Genomic DNA, 17,958 nt, shown 5'->3' on the forward strand with positions numbered 1-17,958 from the left:
GGAAGCGCTCATGCAGCAGGCGGCCGGTGTAGCGATCGGCCGCCGAGCTTCAAATTTTGCCACACCGCCCTCTATTGTCGTTCGTGGCATGAGGGTTTATCTCTCCTTTTCGCAACTGTTTGAAGCCGGCGCTCCTCTAGACTGGAAAAGTACGGATCATTCCAATGCGATCCCTAGCATAGAGGCCGCGATCTCGTGCCTAGCTGATGTCGGGATGGCAGATGCAGTTGCTGCAGCGATTTCCAACATCGTGATCTTTCAGAGTGAGAGAAATAACTCTTTCTTTCACCCAAGTTATCCTCGCACAATATTCATCAATCTCGACCGAAGCCATGATAAATTTCACCTTATAGAGGAGATCGTCCACCAGACAGGTCATTCGCTGCTACATGAACTGAGTCCAGATGGCAGTCTCTTCGTTGAGATTGACGCCGAGTTTGTTTCAACCAGCGGAGCCGAAGCTGACGACCATGGAGGAACTGCTGCAACCGTCAGGTTTCACTCGATGGTAACACTGGCACTAATATGCCAGTGCTATGTTGCCCTGCTTCAGAGAAGCTCAGAACTTGATGCCGTCTTGATGGGAAGGCTGGCGTTTGCGGCGCGAAAATTGGCTCCTGACATTCAAGATTTTCTTGCGCAAAAGACAATTCTTCAAAACCCTGGCCTTCGGATTATTAGAACTGTACTTAATAACTACGGCGAAATGATTGCCCGACATGGAGGCGCACTGACCGCGTTGAACCTTGATGGGCAGCCGTACGTGTTTGACAACGTCCTGTTTCGCGCTGCAAACGCATTGTAGCAACGGCGTGCAGCGGTTCATGCTCCCTAGCAAACGGCAGGTTTGGGAGACTATTGAGTTGATCCGATCGACCACGACGGGACCAGCCATCCATACTTGCCTCTTTGTTGGCATCCCCCACCGGCCGCCACCCTCGGCCTTGAGCCGAGGGCACTGTACTTTATGATTCCGCCAGGGCCGCCGCGGCATGATCTCTGGGATGACTTCGTCAAGTGAAGAACCCTCGGGTCAAGCCCGAGGATGACGCGCGGTGGGTGGGGAGGTGGCAGAAATCGGTCGTCACATCGTAGGGGCCCGACAGCAATCGAGGGTCAAACTCAAAATCGCCACTGCTGATGGTGGCCCTCGGATCGCGCCCGAGGACGGCGTCGGGATGAACGGTGGCCGGCGCCCTACCCTTCGCTCTAGCCTTCGCCACCCAGTCTCACCAACGCCTCGCCATCGACCCGCACCTTGGTCCATTCGTCCTGCATGACGCCGCCCTGGCTTTTGTAGAAGTCGATGCTCGGTTCGTTCCAGTCGAGCACCCACCATTCAAACCGGCCCAGCCCTTCCTTGACGCAGCGTTGCGCCAGATGGACCAGCAGGGCCTTGCCGATGCCTTTGCCGCGCACGGCCGGATCGACAAAGAGGTCTTCGAGCCAGATGCCGTGCCGGCCCTGAAAGGTCGAATAGGTATAAAACCAGAGCGCAAAGCCCACCGCCTCGCCCTCCCATTCGGCGATTTCGCAGAACACTTTGGGTTCGGGTCCGAACAGGTCGCGGACGATATCGGCCTCACTCGCCTTGGCCTCATGCTCCAGCTTTTCATAGGCAGCAAGCCTGCGAATGAAATCGACGATAAGGGAAGCGTCAGCTTGTGTGGCCGGGCGGATGGCGAGGGATGGGTAAATTGCGGCCATAGATCCGAAGTTCTGAGAGAAGCGATGGGCAGGGTTACCCCCACCCTTGATCCCTCCCCACAAGGGGGAGGGAGACGATGAACACTGGTGACACGGCCCCTGCGCCTCCCTCCCCTTGATGGGCTTCGATCCGTCCCGCAGGGCAAAACTCTCCTGCGGAGAGTTTTGAGGTGAGAAGGATTGAGGGTGGGGTGACGGGGCAAGCCCGAGGGCGGAGGCTTGGGGATGCCCCTACTGCCAGTCCTGCCGCTCCAGGATGAGAATATTCAATTCCTCCTGCGGCCAGAAGTTCTCCTTGACCATCTCGAAGGTCGTCGGCCCGATCTTGCGGACCCCTTCCCCGCAGAACGAGACCAGATTATCGGTGCTGCCCTTGTCCACCACCAGGCGGAATGTCTCGATGCCGCCGCCGGCCCAATTGCCGCCCGTGGTCAGGATGTAGGAAATCCAGCTCTCGGTGAACGGGGCGCTCCAGGGCTCGTCCGGATCGGTCAATGTCTTGCGCACGGCCGCCACAAAGCTCTCATCGGTACAATATTTCTGCCGGTATTCGGCCGCCGGATCATAGCCGTCCTCGTAGGGGCCCGAGAGCAAAGCCACGCCCGTTGTGCCGCCGACACTGGGCTTGTAGCGATGCTCCACCACAACCGTCTCATTGGCCGGGAATGTCGCTTCCCAGGTATAGGTCGCCCGATAGGTCCAGTTGGGCCAATGATGCGTTTCCCAGCCCTCTCCGGCATCGAACTGGTCCGGCACCGCCATGCCCAGATGCAGCAATTGGCCAATGGTCTCTTCGTCCAGCGCATCGACCGCATCGATGGCCGCCTGACTGATGGGCACGATGGGAATATCGAGCTTTTCCAGAAGCTTGGTGCGGTCCACGCCGGCCGCATAGGCATATTCATGCAGCTCTGCCGCTATCGGTGCGCCATTGAACGTGGTTTCGAACTCGAACAGATTGTCTGCCGGCCCCATCGGGAAGGCCACTGGCGAAAAATGGTCCGGCACGATATCGGGCATGGGAAAGGCCACCAGGAGATCGTGGTCCTGGTCGCTGTCATTGCGGAAGGTATAGACCACGCGGATCTCGTCCTTCGAAATGAACAGGTCCTCGCTCTCCATGGCGATTTCGCCATGCGAGACAAATTCCAGCCCGCCCGTGGTCAACACCGCGGCGGTGTCATTGGCCAGGGCCGGCGCGGCCGCCAGCACCATTAGTGTCGAAACGAATGTCCTCATCATGCCCTCCCGGCAACTGCCCTGAGGAGTACTAACACGCGCCGCGTGATCGGACAGGTTCAAACCGTCGGTGAACGTCCGAGATATTTGAACCATTTGCGCTCCAGCGCCGCATCGAGGTCGATGCCATTGTTGCGTGCAAAAAGCAGCACCATGGCCACAAGGTCGGCCGTCTCGTCCTCCAATGCCTGCCGGACGGTCGGCGCATCGGCGCCCTTCAAGCGGCCGCGCCCCGTTGCCTTGAGATATTCGGCCGCCAGTTCCCCAAGCTCTTCCTGAACCTTGAGCAGATACCAGTCGTCATCGCGGGCAATGTCATTGCGCGACGCGTAGGTGTCGGACACCTCCGACACCAGTTCCGTCAGTTCGGCTAGCGAGCGGCTCATACGGCAATGGGCGCGGCAATGCGCGGATGGGGATCATAGCCTTCAAAGGCAAAGTCCTCGAAGACGAAATCTTCCAGCCGCTTGCGCTCGGGATTCATCACCAGTTTCGGCAGCGGCTTCGGTTCGCGGGACAGCTGAAGCCGGGCCTGCTCGAAGTGATTGTTGTAAAGATGCGCATCGCCCAGCGTGTGGACGAAATCGCCCACATCGAGGTCGCAGACCTGCGCCACCATATGGGTCAGGAGCGCATAAGAGGCGATATTGAACGGCACGCCGAGAAATGCATCGGCGGATCGCTGGTAAAGCTGGCAGCTCAACCGGCCATTGGCGACATAGAACTGGAACAGGGCGTGGCAGGGCGGCAGGGCCATATTGTCCACTTCCGCCGGGTTCCAGGCCGAGACGATATGCCGGCGGCTATCGGGCTTGGTCCTGATCTGCTCGATGACATTCTGCAACTGGTCGATCTTGCGGCCGTCCGGCGCCGGCCAGCTCCGCCATTGCGAACCATAGACCGGCCCCAGATCGCCGTTTTCGTCGGCCCATTCATCCCAGATGCTGACGCCCCGCTCCTGCAACCAGCGCACATTGGTCTCGCCGCGAATGAACCAGAGCAGTTCGTAAATAATCGACTTCAGGTGCAGCTTCTTGGTGGTGACCAGAGGGAAGCCCTTCGAGAGATCGAAGCGCATCTGATAGCCGAACAGCGAGCGCGTACCGGTGCCGGTGCGGTCGGACTTGTCGGTTCCGGTTTCGAGAATGTCGGACAGGAGCTTGAGATAGGATTGCATGGATCAAATCTACCGCGATTCGCTCGCGCTGCACCGGTCATGAATTCAACTGACAGCTTTGCGCGTTCGAGCTGCTAGAATGGCCCGGTTCACCAGAAAGGACGTCCATGGGCAGACCCAAGACCGATCTCGACCACAATATTCTGGGCTCGCCCATCCCGAGCAAGCTGGTCCGTCCACTCCAGCCCATGCCGGACTTCGTCCGCGCCGCGCTGGACGAGCGGGAGCTGCGCGAAAGATATGATGCGCGGCCGGACTATCAGCGCAACGACTATCTGATGTGGATCAACAAGGCCAAGCGCGAGGATACCAAGCGCAAGCGGCTCAGCCAGATGCTCGAGGAGTTGGAAGCGGGCGGCGTCTATATGCGCATGAAATGGAACGGCTAGCCTTGGTTGAGTGTGCTCAGCATCACTGTGCCATCTCTCTCCCAGACATGGGTCCGGTCGATATGCGCCAGCGACCAGGCAAAAATTTTCTGCATTTCGCGCAGGTCCCTGGCGACCACGGCATCGGCCAATAGCTCATTCATGCGCATCTTGGCCGGCAAATGCCCCGGCGGACCGAGCCGCTCGAATTCGACGCCGATATCCTGCTCCACCCAGGCGCCGACCGTCCCGGCAAAGTCCTCGGAAACCAGGAACGCACTCAGTTCAAGGATGAGCAGCGTGACCGTGTCATTGTCGAAGCTCTCCGACCGGATGACGACGCCGCTGCGGCTCGGATGCCACTCCGGGCCGAGGTCTTCAAGAAAGAACCAGCCGCAGAAAAAGCCCCGGCATATGGCGGGCCGCGCTTCATAGACCGTGCAGCCCTGCCCCTCGGCGCAATGCGGGCACGGCGTATTCGCCGGTTTCTGCAGTCCCGCGGTGTGAATGGGCGGAAAAGAGCAGCAGGCTGTGCAGCCATCGCATTCCCGACCGCTCAGCGGTTTGAGCGCCATTTCCATTTCTCCCTGCTTGTCAGCAAGAGCGCATTGCCCCGCGATTGTCCAGCGCCCGGCCAGGATGGGATCAGCACCAGCCGCGCCGGGCGCCTTGCCATTCATGTGCCAGGCCCTCGGCCACCAATTGCGCGCCCACCGAGCGTCCGTCCCGCTCGACGATTCTGAGTTTGCGCCCATACCGGTCCTCGTCGCGATCGGCCGGCGCAAGACTGAACGGCCCGGCATTGAGCAATTGCGCCAGGCGGCTGGTAGCCTGCCGGCCCAATTGCGCCTCCCGCGCGCATTGCGGCGAAGAAATCTCGGGCGTGTTGATATCGGCGATACGGATCTTGGTGCCATCGAGCCAGAACGTGTCGCCATCGACAATGCACGTGTCGCGTTTGGCACTCGAGCAGATGGCAAAGTGGCGCGAATAGACCTCGGGGGCGACGGACGCCGCGGCCGGTGCTGCACCCAGCAACCAATCGGTCAGCCGGCCCTCGTCGACCATGCGGGTCACGGCGCCGCCCAGCGCGATTGCCGCAAGGGCAACGGCGAGAAGCTGCCCCATCTCCAGCACGCGATTGCGCCGTCTCCTGACGGTCCGCCGTCTTGTGCCGCCACGCCCATAGCTCTGCCGTATCACGCCCATATGCCGGTCCCCTTTGGCCGACACCATGATCACGACTTGTTAAATGGCGCTGAATCGACCCCATCCGAGTTTGCATCTGCAGGGGGGCTCGCCTATATAGGAGGTGCCCTTACGGGCTATGGCGATAAACAGTCATTGTAATAAACCCATCGGACCCGGGGGCAGTACCCGGCGTCTCCACCATCTCCCCTCCCAGCGGGGGGAGCCAATGGGGACGAAACAGGATCGACGAGGGCGTAAAGAGTGTGCTTTCGCTCGGCATTGTACCGCCGTTATCGGGCTAAAACTTATAGTTGCCAATGACAACCATAAGGCTCCGGTCGCTCTCGCCGCTTAAGCGGTGCTAGCACTGGGAATTGAAGTCCTCCGCTCCTAGCCGGGCGGCAGGCGGGGTTCGCAGGCACCTGGCAACAGAAGCCTGCACTCAATTTCATTTTGCCTGAAGTTCCAGCCCCCTTTGTTCTTGAAATTCATGGGAACGTAGGGCTGATATGGGCCGTTCGGGATTCGATCCGGACAGATGAGGAGATCAGGGCACTATGGCCGAAGACCACATGCGATACGACATTCTCGCTCAGGAAGCCCTGCGCGGCGTCGTGCGCAAGGTATTGGCGGAAGTCTCCCGGACCGGACTGCCAGGTGACCACCACTTCTTCATTTCCTTTGCGACCCGCGCGCCCGGCACGCGGATCAGTGAAGAACTGCTCAAGCAGTACGACAAGGAAATGACCATCGTGCTGCAGAACCAGTATTGGGACCTCAAGGTCACCGAAAGCGCCTTCGAGGTCGGCCTGAGCTTCAATGGCCAGCCAGAAATGCTGCACATCCCCTTTGCGGCCATCAAGAGCTTCTTCGATCCTTCCGTGCAATTCGCCCTGCAATTTGATCCGGCCACGGCGCCTGACGAACGCGAAGCCGATGAAGCCAGCGCTGACGCGGCCACCGAAGCCGCCTCGGGCGACAATGCCTCGAGCGAAACCAGCGGCGAAAAGGTCGTCAGCCTCGACGCCTTCCGCAAGAAGCCCTGACGCTTCGACCGGGGCATGGAAAAGCGTTCCTTCTCCATAGCCGGACACCGCACATCGATCGCCTTGGAGCCCGATTTCTGGCGCGGGCTTGAGGCCATGGCCTCAAGCCGTGACCTGAGCCTTGCGGGCCTGGTGCGCGAAATCGACGAAAGCCGGGACACCACCAACCTCTCCTCCGCCGTGCGGCTGGCCGTCCTGGCCTGGTACAGGGATGGCGGTGCTACTGCCCCGGAATAAGCTGGATCGGCTGGTTTATGCTATTGTCGATGGGCTGGTTCACCCCGGGCTGAAAGCCCAGATTGAGCGGGCCGGTCACCGGCGCTTCCGTGTCCTCGCCCTCCGGCACAACTGTGCCGCCCTGTTCGAGCAAAAGCCGTTCCTCTTCCAGTCGTTGCGCTTCTTCCTCCGCCGCCCGGCGGGCCGCCTCCTCGGCCGCGCGCCGACGCTGCTCCTCGATCAGCCGGTTGCGTTCTTCCGCGGCGGCGCGTTGCCGCGCTTCGTCCTCCAGCCGCAGGGTTTCGAGCCGCTCAACCTCCAATTCATTGGCGCGCACCTGAATTGCCGCGACCATTTCGCTGAGATCGACGTTCACCTCAGGCGCCAGTAGGGTCCCCGCCACCCGGGCGATAATGCGGGCGCTATCGGCCTCGACCAATCCATTCGGATCGCTGAAATCCCATGGGGTCAGCACATAGCTGCCATCCAGACCCAATGTGTCGAGCACCAGATTGAGGCTTCCGGCCAGCCGCCCGCCAACGCCTTCCACGATCAGATTGGCGATGCGGACAGTGCCGCCGGCAATGGTAAAGGCGCCGCGCGCCTCATCGGCGGTAAATTCGCCCTGCGACAATGCCAGCCCGATCAGCGTTTCAAGCGCATCAGCCTCGGTATTGAGCACGTCCTCGAAGCCGGCAATGGCTGGAAACACCGATGGCGCCAGGCCCTGCGCCACAAAGTCGCCGATGGCGAAATTGCCCTCGCCCGTCATGCTGCGCATCGCCTCGCCCAGGCTCTCGCCGGTACCCTCGAACTGCAGACCGGCAAAGATATTGCCCGAAAGCCCCCTGGCGACGGCTTCGGGTGCGATGCTGTCGAGCGCCACGCCGTCCAGCGTGACCTGCCCCGAAATGGTGCGCGCCGCCAGCGAACCGGCGCAGCATTGCTCGACCGATAGCCTGAGCGCACCGCCACCGACCGACCCGACCAGCCGCGCAATGCCGACCGCCTCCGGGCTCCATGAATAATTGAAGCTGGTTTGGCCGAGCATCGGGCGACCCTGATGGGTCACACTGCCGCTCGAAACGGCAATATCGCCACGCGAGGGTCTCGGCGCCGCATTGACGGCCAATGGCCCCTCCGGCCAGATGCCAGCATCGGCACCGATCAGGGCATCCGCTCCAAACAGGGCCGCCGCCAATCCGCCCAATTCCATACTGTCCGCATTCACCTGTCCGGTGAAGCTGGGCAAGAGGCCCAGGCGTTGCATTTGCAAGTGGCCGCCAAAACCGACGCCGCCGGCAGTGCCGGAGATATTGTCCAGGGTCACGCGCCGCATCCCTTCAAAGGATAGTGCCGCGCTGGCCTCGACCCCCGGCAGGCTGGCGCCTTTTGCACCGATCAGCGTGGCGAGGCCCCCGCTCCTGTCGAGCAGCACATTGAGCGTGCCTTCCCCGCTGATCTCGCCGCTCTGTGCCACCTGCAGCCCGCCGAAATAGCCGATGGACTGCCCGCCCTGGCTCAGCGCCATGCGGCCCCCGAACCCATCAGGTCCATTGCCTTCGAAAAACAGGCTCGCAATCAGGGCGTCACTGCCATCGAACAGGGACAGGTCCGACAGTCCGAGCTGGTCCAGCGCGGCGGCACCGTCTTCCGCCTCCAGCGAGGCCACCAGGCGCAGATCGTCCCGCGCCAATGCAGCCAGGCCACCGGCCATTTCGGCCCGCATATCCAGTTTCGCGCCCCCGGCCGTTCCCCCCAAAGTCAGCACCTGTCCGCCGCCCTGCTCTGCACCCGAGAGCAGGAATTGCAAATCGGCCGGCCAGGCGCCTGTCAACGCTTCCTGCCAACCGAACGGAACGCCGGCCATTTCATAAATCGCAGCCAGGCCCGGGGCATCCGCCGCTGCTACGCCCAACTGTCCGGACCCGGTGATATGCTGAGTGCTGAGACCACCGGTAAAACGCAGATTGGCGCTCAACGCCAGCCCGCCCCAATCCGAGGCCGAAAGGTGCGAAAAGTCGATAGCCTGGGGCGACCATTGCACCTCGGCCATCAGATCGCTGGCCGGCAGCCCCAGAATATCGACATTGTCCGCGGTGAGCGAAAGGCTGCCCTGGGGGAAGCTGATGGCGAAACTGGTATCACCGGCCGGGTCCGGAAACAGGGCGAGGAGGCGCGCCGTTTCGCCGGCATCCAGGCTTGCCAGACCCAGTACAGCATCCATCCGCGGCTCGGCCCCGAAACCGAGCCGCATTTCGATTGCATGGCGCTGTCCATCAAGGGTGAGGGTGCCGCGGCTCAGCCCGAAAGCGTCGCCGGCCAGCATCAGCCGGCCCTCGAGACGCCCGGGTGTGTTGAACAGCGGGCTATCCTCGCTGGGCCGTTTCCACAATTGGGAAAGCGCTTCGAGTCGCGCCGCGGCCACGCTGATATCGCCCCTAAAACCGATGACCCCATCAGCGTTGGTGACGTCGCCGGACAGGCGCAATTCGGTTTCGCCCGGCAGACGGCCCACCGCCTGTTCAAGGGTCCAGGTCCTGCCGTCGCTGGTCGCATCGACCCGCAATTCGCGCACCGCAAAACCCCGCAGCCCCACCTCGGCAAGATCGACCCCCAGCCGGCCCGGCATGGGTGGAATGGGTGGCGCCGGCAGTTCGGAAAGCATGCGGACAAATTCATAGGGCAATTCGCCAGGCACTTCCGTGGCGTCGCGCGGCGGCAGCGAGAACACGCCCCCGGACACCACAGCATCGAAGCTGCGCCGACTACCCAATTGTATGCTCGCAGCCCCCGTCAACCGCATCCCGGCGCGGTTTTCATCCGGGTGCAGCGTATAGCCGGACATCACCACACGATCGGTCGAGACGGTCAGGGCGCTTTCCAGCAGCAAGTCGCCGCGAATATCGTCGGCGCGTTCGGCTTCCGGCGGCGCCTGCCGATAGGCCAGATTGCCCTCGAAACGCGGCGCGGCGCCGGCCGAAAACACGCCGTCCAGCGTCACCGAAAATCCGCCCAGCGGCTCATGCACGAAGCTCGATATGCGGGCATTGCCATTCGCATCGGCGGCACCGGAATTGAATCGCACTTCATAGCGCGCCGCGTCGTAATCCGCCCGTCCCTGGAACTGGAAGGGGCCCGAAAAGCTGGAAAGCCGCAAGTCGCCGTCGACACGGCTGGCGACGAATGTCTCGGCCGAACGCAAATCCTCCAGCCTTATGCTGCCATTGGTGATCCGCGCATGGCCCAGCGCCACGCCATTGCCAGCCCCGCTAAGGTCCACACCGCTGCCGACCAGGCCATTCTCGTCCACCGTCAGATGCACCACGGGATGGTCGAGGCTGAGCGCGGTGACATTGTAGATATCGCGCAAGAAATCCATCAGCACGAATTCGGCTTCCACCGCGCCTACAGTCGCCGCCGGCGCCTCGGCATCGCCCACGATCACATCGGAAAAGGCCAGTCGCGGGCTGGGCAGCAAGGAAAATGAAATATCGCCGCGGATCGAGACCTCGGCGCCGAGCACGCCGCTCGCCAGCACCTCCATGCGGTCGCGATAATCGCCCCATTGGATAAAGCGCGGCGCGATGAAAGCGCCGGCCAGCACCACAATGGCTAAGATGCCGACCACGATATAGATGCGATTGAGCACTGTGCCTGATCTGCCCCGGCTGAAACTGGCGTGAGTGTAGGCAGTTGCGGGGCATGCGCAAGCCCGCCTCCACGCCTTTTGAGCGAGGAAGAGGATATGGCCGCGCGAGCCATTCCCCCTGTCCCTCGCGCGCGCCACCCCACCCTCGGTCCCTCCCCATCAAGGGGAGGGAGGCGCAAGGCCGCAACGCTTGTGTTCATCGTCTCCCTCCCACTTATGGGGAGGGATCAAGGCTGGGGGCTCTGGCGGTGCAAAGAAAAACGGCCGGGCAGATGCCCGGCCGTCTGCAAGGTCAAGGGAGGCGACCTTAAAGAGAACCGATGGACCAGAACATGGTCTCGCCCGAAGAGTCGTCGACCCCGTCATTGTCGGTGACCACAAAGCCTTCGCCGCTGGCGTCGATGGCAAAACCTTCCACCTTGTCCAGCACATAGCCGCCGGTCGAGGTCAGATCGGGGATGAAGTCGCGCACCAGCGTCTTGGTGACTGTCGGCAATTCGCCGCCGAGCTGACCCGGGACCAGTTCGGCAACCGGCACGCTGTAGAGCGCCTTGAGCTGAGCCTTTTCCCCGATCTGGTTATCGCGTTCGACGATATAGACCAGATCGCCATGGGCGGTGATTTCCGAGAGACCCGTCCAGGCACCTTCGGCCGGAGCGTCGAGCGGGTAATTGACCGCGCCCCATTCGCCGCTGGCGATATTGTACGACACGAGCTTGACCATGCCCTTGGCGTCGTTCTTCCACTCGCGCTGAATGGCGATCCAGAGCGTAGCGTCGTCGCCCTCACCGATCATGGTGACGCCTTCGGCACCGAAGCGGATTTCCTCGGCAAGGAGTTCGGGCGGGAACGCCACTTCCTTGACGATCTTGCCCTCGGCATCGACGCGGTAGAGCGCATGCGGGATCAGCCGATCGGTGCGGCCTTCCGACGCCAGCCAGAAACCGCCCTTGCCGTCGAGCGTAATGCCTTCAAGGTCGAGCTTCTGGGCCGGGTGGCCGTTGCGGGACACCACGGTCTTGGCGGTAATGCGCGCCGGCGTGGCGGTTGCGTCAATGGTGTAGATCGAAGGCTGCGCACCCAGGAAACTGTCCGACACGCCATAGAGCATGCCGGGCTTGTCGGCATCGGCAACCAGGCCCGACAGAGCCACCCAGCCCAGCGGACGACCATCGGCATCGACATCCGACACGATATGCGGATAAACGGGCGCGTCGGCTTCGCCCATCTCAAAAATCGAAACATGCGAACGGGCCGCACCATCGGCGCCGAGATCGGTCTCATTGGCGGTAATCAGCAGGCTGCGTGCCGGGATCGCCACCGCACCTTCCGGACCTATACCGGAGGGCAGTGCCTGGACGAATTCGGGTTCCGCCCCGGTATCCTTGTAAACGGCAACCAGTGAGGCGCGTTCAAGGCCAATAAGAAGATAGGTGTCGTCACCGAACCTGGCGACGTCGACACCTTCAGGTTCCACGCCCTTGGCATCCGAACGCTTGTCCGGATAGTGGCCGAGCCGGGCAGCGAGATGATCGAGCGAGGCGCCACTGTCGAAGAGAACTTCGCCTGCCTTGTTGAAAATCGAGAAGCTGCGCGAGCCGCCATTATAGTCGCCTTCATTGGCGACGACGAAACGCTCGTCGTCGATCCACTTGACGGCATCAGGTTCGCGCAGGCGGCCGGGCTGGCTGTCGGTGAAGTCGAGCGAACCATTGTCGAGCGCGTCGATATTCTCAAGGTTGACCGAACCGGCGGAGAAATGCGCGGTCACTTCACCCGAATTGCCATCGACGATCACGAAGTGATTGTTTTCCTGCAGCGAAACGACGACCTCATTGAGGCTGTTAATCGACACATATTCCGGTTCCGGATCATCGCCGGCGATCTCGGCCAGGCCAGTCAGGTCGACGATTTTGAGGGTGGAGCAATCCACGGCGCCGTCGACGACATTGACCAGCGCCAGCGCACCGGCCGGCATTTGCGGGAGCTCGCCATCGTTGAAATCTTCGTCGCGCTCGTTCTCGATGGCCACGGCGATCAGCGAGCCATCGGCATTGCGCGCAACGGAGTCAGGCTGGCCGCCCAGATCGCATGAGGCTTCGACGCTCTGGCTGGCCAGATCAATGGTCGAGAGAGTGCCGGAAGGCTCGGTATAGCTCTGGGAGGTATTGACGCCCACAAAGACCTTGCCGCCATCGACCACGACCGTCGTCGGTTCGCCATCCAGCGCCACGAAACCGGCCGGTTTGGGCATTTTGGGATCGGTGATATCGACAAAGCCGACGCCGCCCGCCGGGCTGTCGGAATAGATCAGCGTCATCCCATCTTCGGAGACGGTGATGATTTCGGACGAGGTTTCCTCGGCGTCGGGCGTGTTCAGCGCCACTGGAAAGCTGGCAATACGGTTGAAATATTGGGCGGCCTCGACGCCGGCCGTGGACAGGAGCAGGGCTGCGCTCAACAGAGCCAGACGCTTTTGAGCAATCATGTTTGGGTCCCCCGGAATGTTGCGGGGCCCGGATTAGGACTGCGCAGAAACAGTTGCGTGACACTGGCGTGACGTTGCTGTGACAGCCCGGGCTTCTATACAGGCCGCGCCGTCATCCCTATATTGGCCAGCAGAACAAAATGAGATTCGTCAAGACTTGGCCGCATGCCCGCCCCGGTGTCGCGGACCATGGAACAGAGTACGCATGGCCGATACCGCACCCCTGCCCCGCCCGAAAGCCGGGCCGATCACCAGCCAGCTGAACCGGCGCGAGCCGGACTATCTGGCCGGGCTGAATCCCGAGCAGCGCGACGCCGTGTTGTCGACCGAAGGTCCGCTTCTGGTCCTGGCTGGGGCCGGAACCGGCAAGACGCGCGTACTGACCACGCGCATCGCCCATATTCTCAGCCAGCGCCTGGCCTGGCCCTCTGAGATTTTGTCGGTGACCTTCACCAATAAGGCCGCCCGGGAAATGAAGGATCGCATTGCCAGTCTGGCCGGCGCGTCGGTGGAGGGCATGCCCTGGCTGGGCACCTTCCACTCGATTTCCGCCCGCATCCTGCGCAAGCATGCCGAACTGGTGGATTTGAAACCCAGCTTTACCATTCTCGACACCGACGACCAGATCCGGCTGATCAAGCAGCTTCTCGAAGCGGAAAATATCGATGAGAAGCGCTGGCCCGCCCGCCAGTTCGCCGGCATGCTCGACGCATGGAAAAATCGCGGCCTCCTGCCCAAGGATGTGCCCGCCGCCGATAGCGGCTATTTCGCCAATGGCAAGGGCGGCAAGCTCTATCACGATTATCAGGCGCGGTTGAAAACGCTGAACGCCGCCGATTTCGGTGACCTGCTGCTCGAATGCATCCGCCTCTTCCGCGAAAACCCGGAAGTTCTGGCCGAGTACCACGCCAAGTTCAAATATATGCTGGTGGACGAATATCAGGACAGCAACACCGCTCAATATCTCTGGCTGCGCCTGCTCGCCCAGGGCAAACCGGCCAGCGAGGCCAATATCTGCGTGGTGGGTGATGACGACCAATCCATCTATGGCTGGCGTGGCGCCGAGGTGGACAATATCCTGCGTTTCGAGACTGACTTTCCCGGCGCCAAGGTCATCAAGCTCGAGCGCAATTACCGCTCCACCGCCAATATCCTCAAGGCCGCCTCGACCCTGATCGCCTATAATGAAGGGCGCCTGGGCAAAACGCTCTTCACCGACATTGCCGAGGGCGGCGAGCCCATTTCCTTCACGCAAGTTTATGACAGCGAGGAGGAAGCGCGCACCATCGGCGAGGAAATCGAGCAATATCAGCGCCAGGGCGAAGCGCTCAATTCCATGGCCATTCTCGTGCGCGCCTCCTTCCAGATGCGCGAATTTGAAGAGCGTTTCATTACCCTCGGGCTCAATTATCGCGTCGTCGGCGGCCCGCGCTTTTACGAGCGCAAGGAAATCCGCGACGCCCTCGCCTATCTGCGCCTTGTGGCCCAACCATCGGACGACCTGGCTTTTGAGCGCATCATCAATGTGCCCAAGCGCGGGCTGGGCGACACCACTGTCAACATGCTGACCGCCACCGCGCGCCACCAGCAGGTGCCATTGCTGCAGGCGGTGCGCATGATGGTGGAAACCGAAGATTTAAAGCCCAAGCAGCGCACGACGCTGCGATCCCTCATCGGCCAGTTCGATAACTGGGCCTATCGCGCCGAAAGCCTGCCGCCCTATCAGCTTGTAGAGCAGATCCTCGAGGAAAGCGGCTATATGGACATGCTGAGCGCCGATAAATCGGTCGAGAGCCAGGGCCGCAAGGAAAACCTCAAGGAACTCAGCCGCTCCATGGAGGAGTTCGAGTCCCTCGGCGGCTTTCTCGAGCACATCTCGCTGGTGATGGATCGCGATAGCGCCGATTCCAGCGATGCCGTCACCATCATGACCCTGCATTCGGCCAAGGGGCTGGAATTCGACACCGTCTTCCTGCCCGGCTGGGAAGACGGCACCTTTCCCAGCCAGCGCTCCATGGACGAAAGCGGCCGCGCCGGGCTCGAAGAAGAGCGGCGCCTGGGCTATGTCGGGATCACGCGCGGCCGCAAACGCGTGCGCATCTCCGCCGCCCAGAACCGGCGCATCCACGGCCTCTGGCAATCGGCCATCCCCTCGCGCTTCATCGATGAATTACCGCCTGACGCGGTGGAAGTCACCGATCGCGGCTCGGCCTATGGCGGCTATGGTTATGGCGGCGGCGCCTCCAGCCGCTTCAACAAGGCCGACCCCTTCGAAAGCGTCTATGAAACCCCCGGCTGGCAACGCGCCCGCGCCAACCAGGCCAGCCGCAAAGGCGGCGGACCCCTGACCATAGACGGCGAACTCGTCGCCCGCTCGGTTGACCTGGGCGGTCAATCCAGCGGCTACACCCTGGGCGACCGCGTCTTCCACCTCAAATTCGGCTATGGCGAAGTCATCGGAATCGAGGGCAACAAGCTCACCATCGACTTCGACAAGGCCGGGACGAAGAAGGTGCTGGAGAGTTTTGTGAAGAAGGGTAGCTAACCCTCGATCATCGCACCGTGCGCCTCGGCGATGGTCTCCGGCACGGCGGTGCGGCTTTGACAAATCTTCAAAGCCACAGAAGTACGTCCAAAACACCGCGCCGCCCTCGGGCCTGACCCGAGGGCCATATCAATCCGGCACGCGTTGCGAATGGTCCTCGGATCAAGTCCGAGGACGGCGCCGTGTGCTGGGCAACACGTTATTTAGCCGCCAGCTTGATTCTCGGTTCTATTGCCTCCCTCCCCCTTGTGGGCTTCGAAATGTGCCATGGGCCGGATTGCTCCTGTGGAGCAATCCGAATGGAGAAGGCTGGAGAGCTAAGCTCGACGGCGGAGCGCCGCTGGACCCGAAGGAGCCTAGCAGAGCTTGGGTGGGGGTTTGGTAGCTAGGTGTTCAGTCCCGAGCGTTCGGTTCGCGTCACCAACACCCCCACCCTCATTCCCTCCCCACAAGGGGGAGGGAGGCGCTGGAGCCAGAATATCGCCCTGACACGCGCTGCCGTGTTGACGCAGACTGTTGGCAATCATAGGCACTCGGTTCACTCCCGTTCGCCAAACACCTCCTTGGCGGCCATCAACCCGTTCAGCGCCGCCGGAAAACCTGCATAGACCGCCATTTGCATGATGGTTTCGACGACTTCGTCCTGGCTCAGGCCGACATTGAGCCCGGCATGGATATGGACCTTGAGTTGTGGCCTTGCATTGCCCAGCGCGGTCAGCGCCGCAATTGTCGCCACTTCCCGCGACTTCACGTCCAGTCCCGGCCGCGAATAGATATCGCCAAAGGGAAATTCGATGACGTAACGGGCAAAATCCGGCGCAATATCGGCCAGTGAATCGATCACGGCCTGCCCCGCCTCGCCATCAATGGCGGCTAGCGCGCGCTGGCCCCGTTCAAATCTGTCGTCATTTGTCATGCTGAAACCTCGTCTGCATTAATCGCCATAGCCGGCGATCTTGGCGTCGAGCACGTCGAGGCAATCTGTTAGGTCCCGCACACGCTGCCGCACCACCTGCCGATGGGCAACCAGCAAGTCCTTCCGGGCCGCTTCCGTCCCCTCGCCCGCGGCGCGCAGACGGGCATAGGCCAGCATGTCGCGAATGGGCATGCCTGTGGTCCGGAGGTGTCCCAGAAATTCGATCCAGATCAGGGTGCGTTCATCATAGGAGCGATGCCGCGACCCGTCCCGTTGGGCGGGCGGCATCAGGCCGATGCGCTCATAATAGCGTATCGTATGGGCAGGAAGACCCGAGCGGGCGGCCAGTTCACCAATCTTCATCACATGCCTTCGCGTCTCGACCCGGTCTGGCTACAACTTTGAGCGCGCTCCAAGTCAAGCGCAATGCGAACCCACGATCATTCGGCCCCAAACGTCAAACGCATCTTCATTGGCCGGCGCTCAGCACCCATATTGAGCCATATCAACAAGGAGCCACACCCATGATCATCTCGACCACCCCCAATCTCGAAGGCCGGCCGATCCGCGACTATCTCGGCATCGCCACCGGCGAGGTGATCGTGGGCGCCAATATCTTCAAGGACCTGTTCGCCGGAATTCGCGACATTGTTGGCGGCCGCTCCGGCGCCTATGAGGGCGCCCTGCGCGACGCGCGGCACGAAGCCTTCCGCGAACTGGAAGAAGAGGCCCGCCGCATGGGCGCCGATGCCGTAGTCGGCGTCGATATCGATTATGAGGTGGTGGGCCAGGGTGGCTCGATGCTGATGGTCTCGGTATCGGGAACGGCGGTGCGCCTCTGACAGTTCGCTGGACCCCAGGAACGCGCCCGGAACACCGCGCGAGCCAAGCTTGGAACCTACGGGTCCTTCGCCCCCTCGCCCCTCAGGGGAGAGGGTTGGGGTGAGGGGTGAAGGCCTGTCGGCCAAGACACGGCGCTGCCCCCCTCATCCGGCGCTACGCGCCACCTTCTCCCCTCAGGGGAGAAGGGTAACCACCGCAAGAACCGGTCAATTGCAAGGCGACGTCACTAGACCCCGATCCCGCCCATGGGCTCGGTTTCAAAGCGCTCGGCAAAACCGGCAATCAGCGGCCGCGCCTTGGCAATGGTCGCCTGCACATGCGGCAATTGCAGCGAGGCCATGTGTTGCTCGCGGCTGTCCCACACTTCGGTGATCCAGATGCCATTATCGCTGCCCGGATCGCGAGCGATGACATAGGAGCGGCAGCCCGGCATGGGCGCGTTTCCGTCCAGCATGACGGATAGCAGCGCCTCGCGCTTGCCTTCCACTGCCAGCATACGGCCAATCAATCCATACATTCGTCTTCCTCTCATTCAGAACAAATGATGAACACACACGACCGTATCGTCAA

Annotated in this window: 17 protein-coding genes and 1 other RNA gene; 7 read left to right on the forward strand and 11 right to left on the reverse strand. The window is 61.8% G+C overall.

Annotated features, from left to right (window positions below; translation table 11 throughout):
• Nucleotides 1–10: 10 nt before the first annotated feature.
• Nucleotides 11–805, forward strand: a complete 795-nt coding sequence (locus tag V8Z65_RS10935; RefSeq protein WP_338719918.1) for a hypothetical protein — start codon at nt 11–13, stop codon at nt 803–805.
• A gap of 404 nt (nt 806–1,209) precedes the next feature.
• Here V8Z65_RS10935 and V8Z65_RS10940 read toward each other — a convergent pair whose 3' ends face one another.
• From V8Z65_RS10940 to V8Z65_RS10955, 4 genes are all read right to left on the reverse strand, one after another.
• Nucleotides 1,210–1,707: a GNAT family N-acetyltransferase gene (locus V8Z65_RS10940; RefSeq protein ID WP_338719919.1), complete on the reverse strand. Its 498-nt coding sequence runs from the start codon at nt 1,705–1,707 to the stop codon at nt 1,210–1,212.
• Nucleotides 1,708–1,938: 231 nt separating this feature from the next.
• A complete protein-coding gene (locus tag V8Z65_RS10945) occupies nt 1,939–2,946 on the reverse strand; it encodes a DUF4424 domain-containing protein (protein ID WP_338719921.1) in 1,008 nt (335 codons plus the stop codon).
• Between the two features lie 59 nt (nt 2,947–3,005).
• Nucleotides 3,006–3,332 (reverse strand): MazG nucleotide pyrophosphohydrolase domain-containing protein, encoded by a 327-nt coding sequence (locus tag V8Z65_RS10950; protein ID WP_338719923.1) that lies wholly within the window; start codon nt 3,330–3,332, stop codon nt 3,006–3,008.
• The gene (locus V8Z65_RS10955; RefSeq protein ID WP_338719925.1) at nt 3,329–4,123 is read right to left on the reverse strand and encodes a thymidylate synthase; all 795 of its coding nucleotides are present in this window, start codon (nt 4,121–4,123) and stop codon (nt 3,329–3,331) included. Before V8Z65_RS10955 ends, V8Z65_RS10950 begins: the two co-directional genes overlap by 4 nt.
• A gap of 107 nt (nt 4,124–4,230) precedes the next feature.
• Between V8Z65_RS10955 and V8Z65_RS10960 the strand changes: the two genes are divergently transcribed.
• Nucleotides 4,231–4,512 carry a YdeI/OmpD-associated family protein gene (locus tag V8Z65_RS10960; RefSeq protein WP_338719927.1) on the forward strand — a complete coding sequence of 94 codons (282 nt, stop codon included), beginning with the start codon at nt 4,231–4,233 and terminating at the stop codon, nt 4,510–4,512.
• On the opposite strand, the gene V8Z65_RS10965 is transcribed toward V8Z65_RS10960, so the two are convergent.
• Both V8Z65_RS10965 and V8Z65_RS10970 read right to left on the reverse strand, forming a co-directional pair.
• Entirely contained in the window at nt 4,509–5,171 is a 663-nt protein-coding gene (locus V8Z65_RS10965; RefSeq protein WP_338719929.1) for a hypothetical protein, read from the reverse strand. The genes V8Z65_RS10960 and V8Z65_RS10965 overlap by 4 nt on opposite strands.
• Complete coding sequence (locus V8Z65_RS10970; protein ID WP_338719931.1) at nt 5,137–5,727, reverse strand: thermonuclease family protein; 591 nt, start codon at nt 5,725–5,727, stop codon at nt 5,137–5,139. Before V8Z65_RS10970 ends, V8Z65_RS10965 begins: the two co-directional genes overlap by 35 nt.
• Nucleotides 5,728–5,766: 39 nt before the next feature.
• On the opposite strand from V8Z65_RS10970, the gene ssrA reads away from it, so the two are divergent.
• The 3 genes from ssrA (at nt 5,767) to V8Z65_RS10985 (ending at nt 6,965) form a co-directional block, all read left to right on the forward strand.
• Nucleotides 5,767–6,125: a transfer-messenger RNA gene (ssrA, locus tag V8Z65_RS10975) on the forward strand.
• A gap of 114 nt (nt 6,126–6,239) precedes the next feature.
• The gene (locus V8Z65_RS10980) at nt 6,240–6,728 is read left to right on the forward strand and encodes an SspB family protein (protein WP_338719933.1); all 489 of its coding nucleotides are present in this window, start codon (nt 6,240–6,242) and stop codon (nt 6,726–6,728) included.
• A 15-nt stretch (nt 6,729–6,743) separates the two neighbouring features.
• Nucleotides 6,744–6,965: a ribbon-helix-helix domain-containing protein gene (locus V8Z65_RS10985; protein ID WP_338719935.1), complete on the forward strand. Its 222-nt coding sequence runs from the start codon at nt 6,744–6,746 to the stop codon at nt 6,963–6,965.
• Here V8Z65_RS10985 and V8Z65_RS10990 read toward each other — a convergent pair.
• Both V8Z65_RS10990 and V8Z65_RS10995 read right to left on the reverse strand, forming a co-directional pair.
• Nucleotides 6,949–10,596 carry an AsmA family protein gene (locus V8Z65_RS10990; protein WP_338719937.1) on the reverse strand — a complete coding sequence of 1,216 codons (3,648 nt, stop codon included), beginning with the start codon at nt 10,594–10,596 and terminating at the stop codon, nt 6,949–6,951. The genes V8Z65_RS10985 and V8Z65_RS10990 overlap by 17 nt on opposite strands.
• Nucleotides 10,597–10,903: 307 nt before the next feature.
• Nucleotides 10,904–13,084, reverse strand: a complete 2,181-nt coding sequence (locus V8Z65_RS10995) for an esterase-like activity of phytase family protein (protein ID WP_338719939.1) — start codon at nt 13,082–13,084, stop codon at nt 10,904–10,906.
• 205 nt (nt 13,085–13,289) lie between these two features.
• Here V8Z65_RS10995 and V8Z65_RS11000 point away from each other — a divergent pair, with 205 nt between their 5' ends.
• A complete protein-coding gene (locus V8Z65_RS11000) occupies nt 13,290–15,629 on the forward strand; it encodes a UvrD-helicase domain-containing protein (RefSeq protein WP_338719941.1) in 2,340 nt (779 codons plus the stop codon).
• Between the two features lie 538 nt (nt 15,630–16,167).
• On the opposite strand, the gene V8Z65_RS11005 is transcribed toward V8Z65_RS11000, so the two are convergent.
• Together V8Z65_RS11005 and V8Z65_RS11010 are read right to left on the reverse strand one after the other, a co-directional pair.
• On the reverse strand, nt 16,168–16,545 hold the full coding sequence (locus tag V8Z65_RS11005; RefSeq protein ID WP_338719943.1) for a carboxymuconolactone decarboxylase family protein: 378 nt from the start codon (nt 16,543–16,545) through the stop codon (nt 16,168–16,170).
• Between the two features lie 18 nt (nt 16,546–16,563).
• Nucleotides 16,564–16,908, reverse strand: coding sequence for a MerR family transcriptional regulator (locus tag V8Z65_RS11010; protein ID WP_338719945.1), 345 nt, complete (start codon nt 16,906–16,908; stop codon nt 16,564–16,566).
• 161 nt (nt 16,909–17,069) lie between these two features.
• On the opposite strand from V8Z65_RS11010, the gene V8Z65_RS11015 reads away from it, so the two are divergent.
• Nucleotides 17,070–17,387 carry a heavy metal-binding domain-containing protein gene (locus V8Z65_RS11015; RefSeq protein WP_338719948.1) on the forward strand — a complete coding sequence of 106 codons (318 nt, stop codon included), beginning with the start codon at nt 17,070–17,072 and terminating at the stop codon, nt 17,385–17,387.
• Nucleotides 17,388–17,614: 227 nt separating this feature from the next.
• On the opposite strand, the gene V8Z65_RS11020 is transcribed toward V8Z65_RS11015, so the two are convergent.
• On the reverse strand, nt 17,615–17,905 hold the full coding sequence (locus V8Z65_RS11020; RefSeq protein ID WP_338719950.1) for a putative quinol monooxygenase: 291 nt from the start codon (nt 17,903–17,905) through the stop codon (nt 17,615–17,617).
• Between the last annotated feature and the right edge of the window lie 53 nt (nt 17,906–17,958).

It is taken from the genome of Devosia sp. XK-2, assembly GCF_037113415.1.
In the GTDB taxonomy this organism is placed as follows: domain Bacteria; phylum Pseudomonadota; class Alphaproteobacteria; order Rhizobiales; family Devosiaceae; genus Devosia.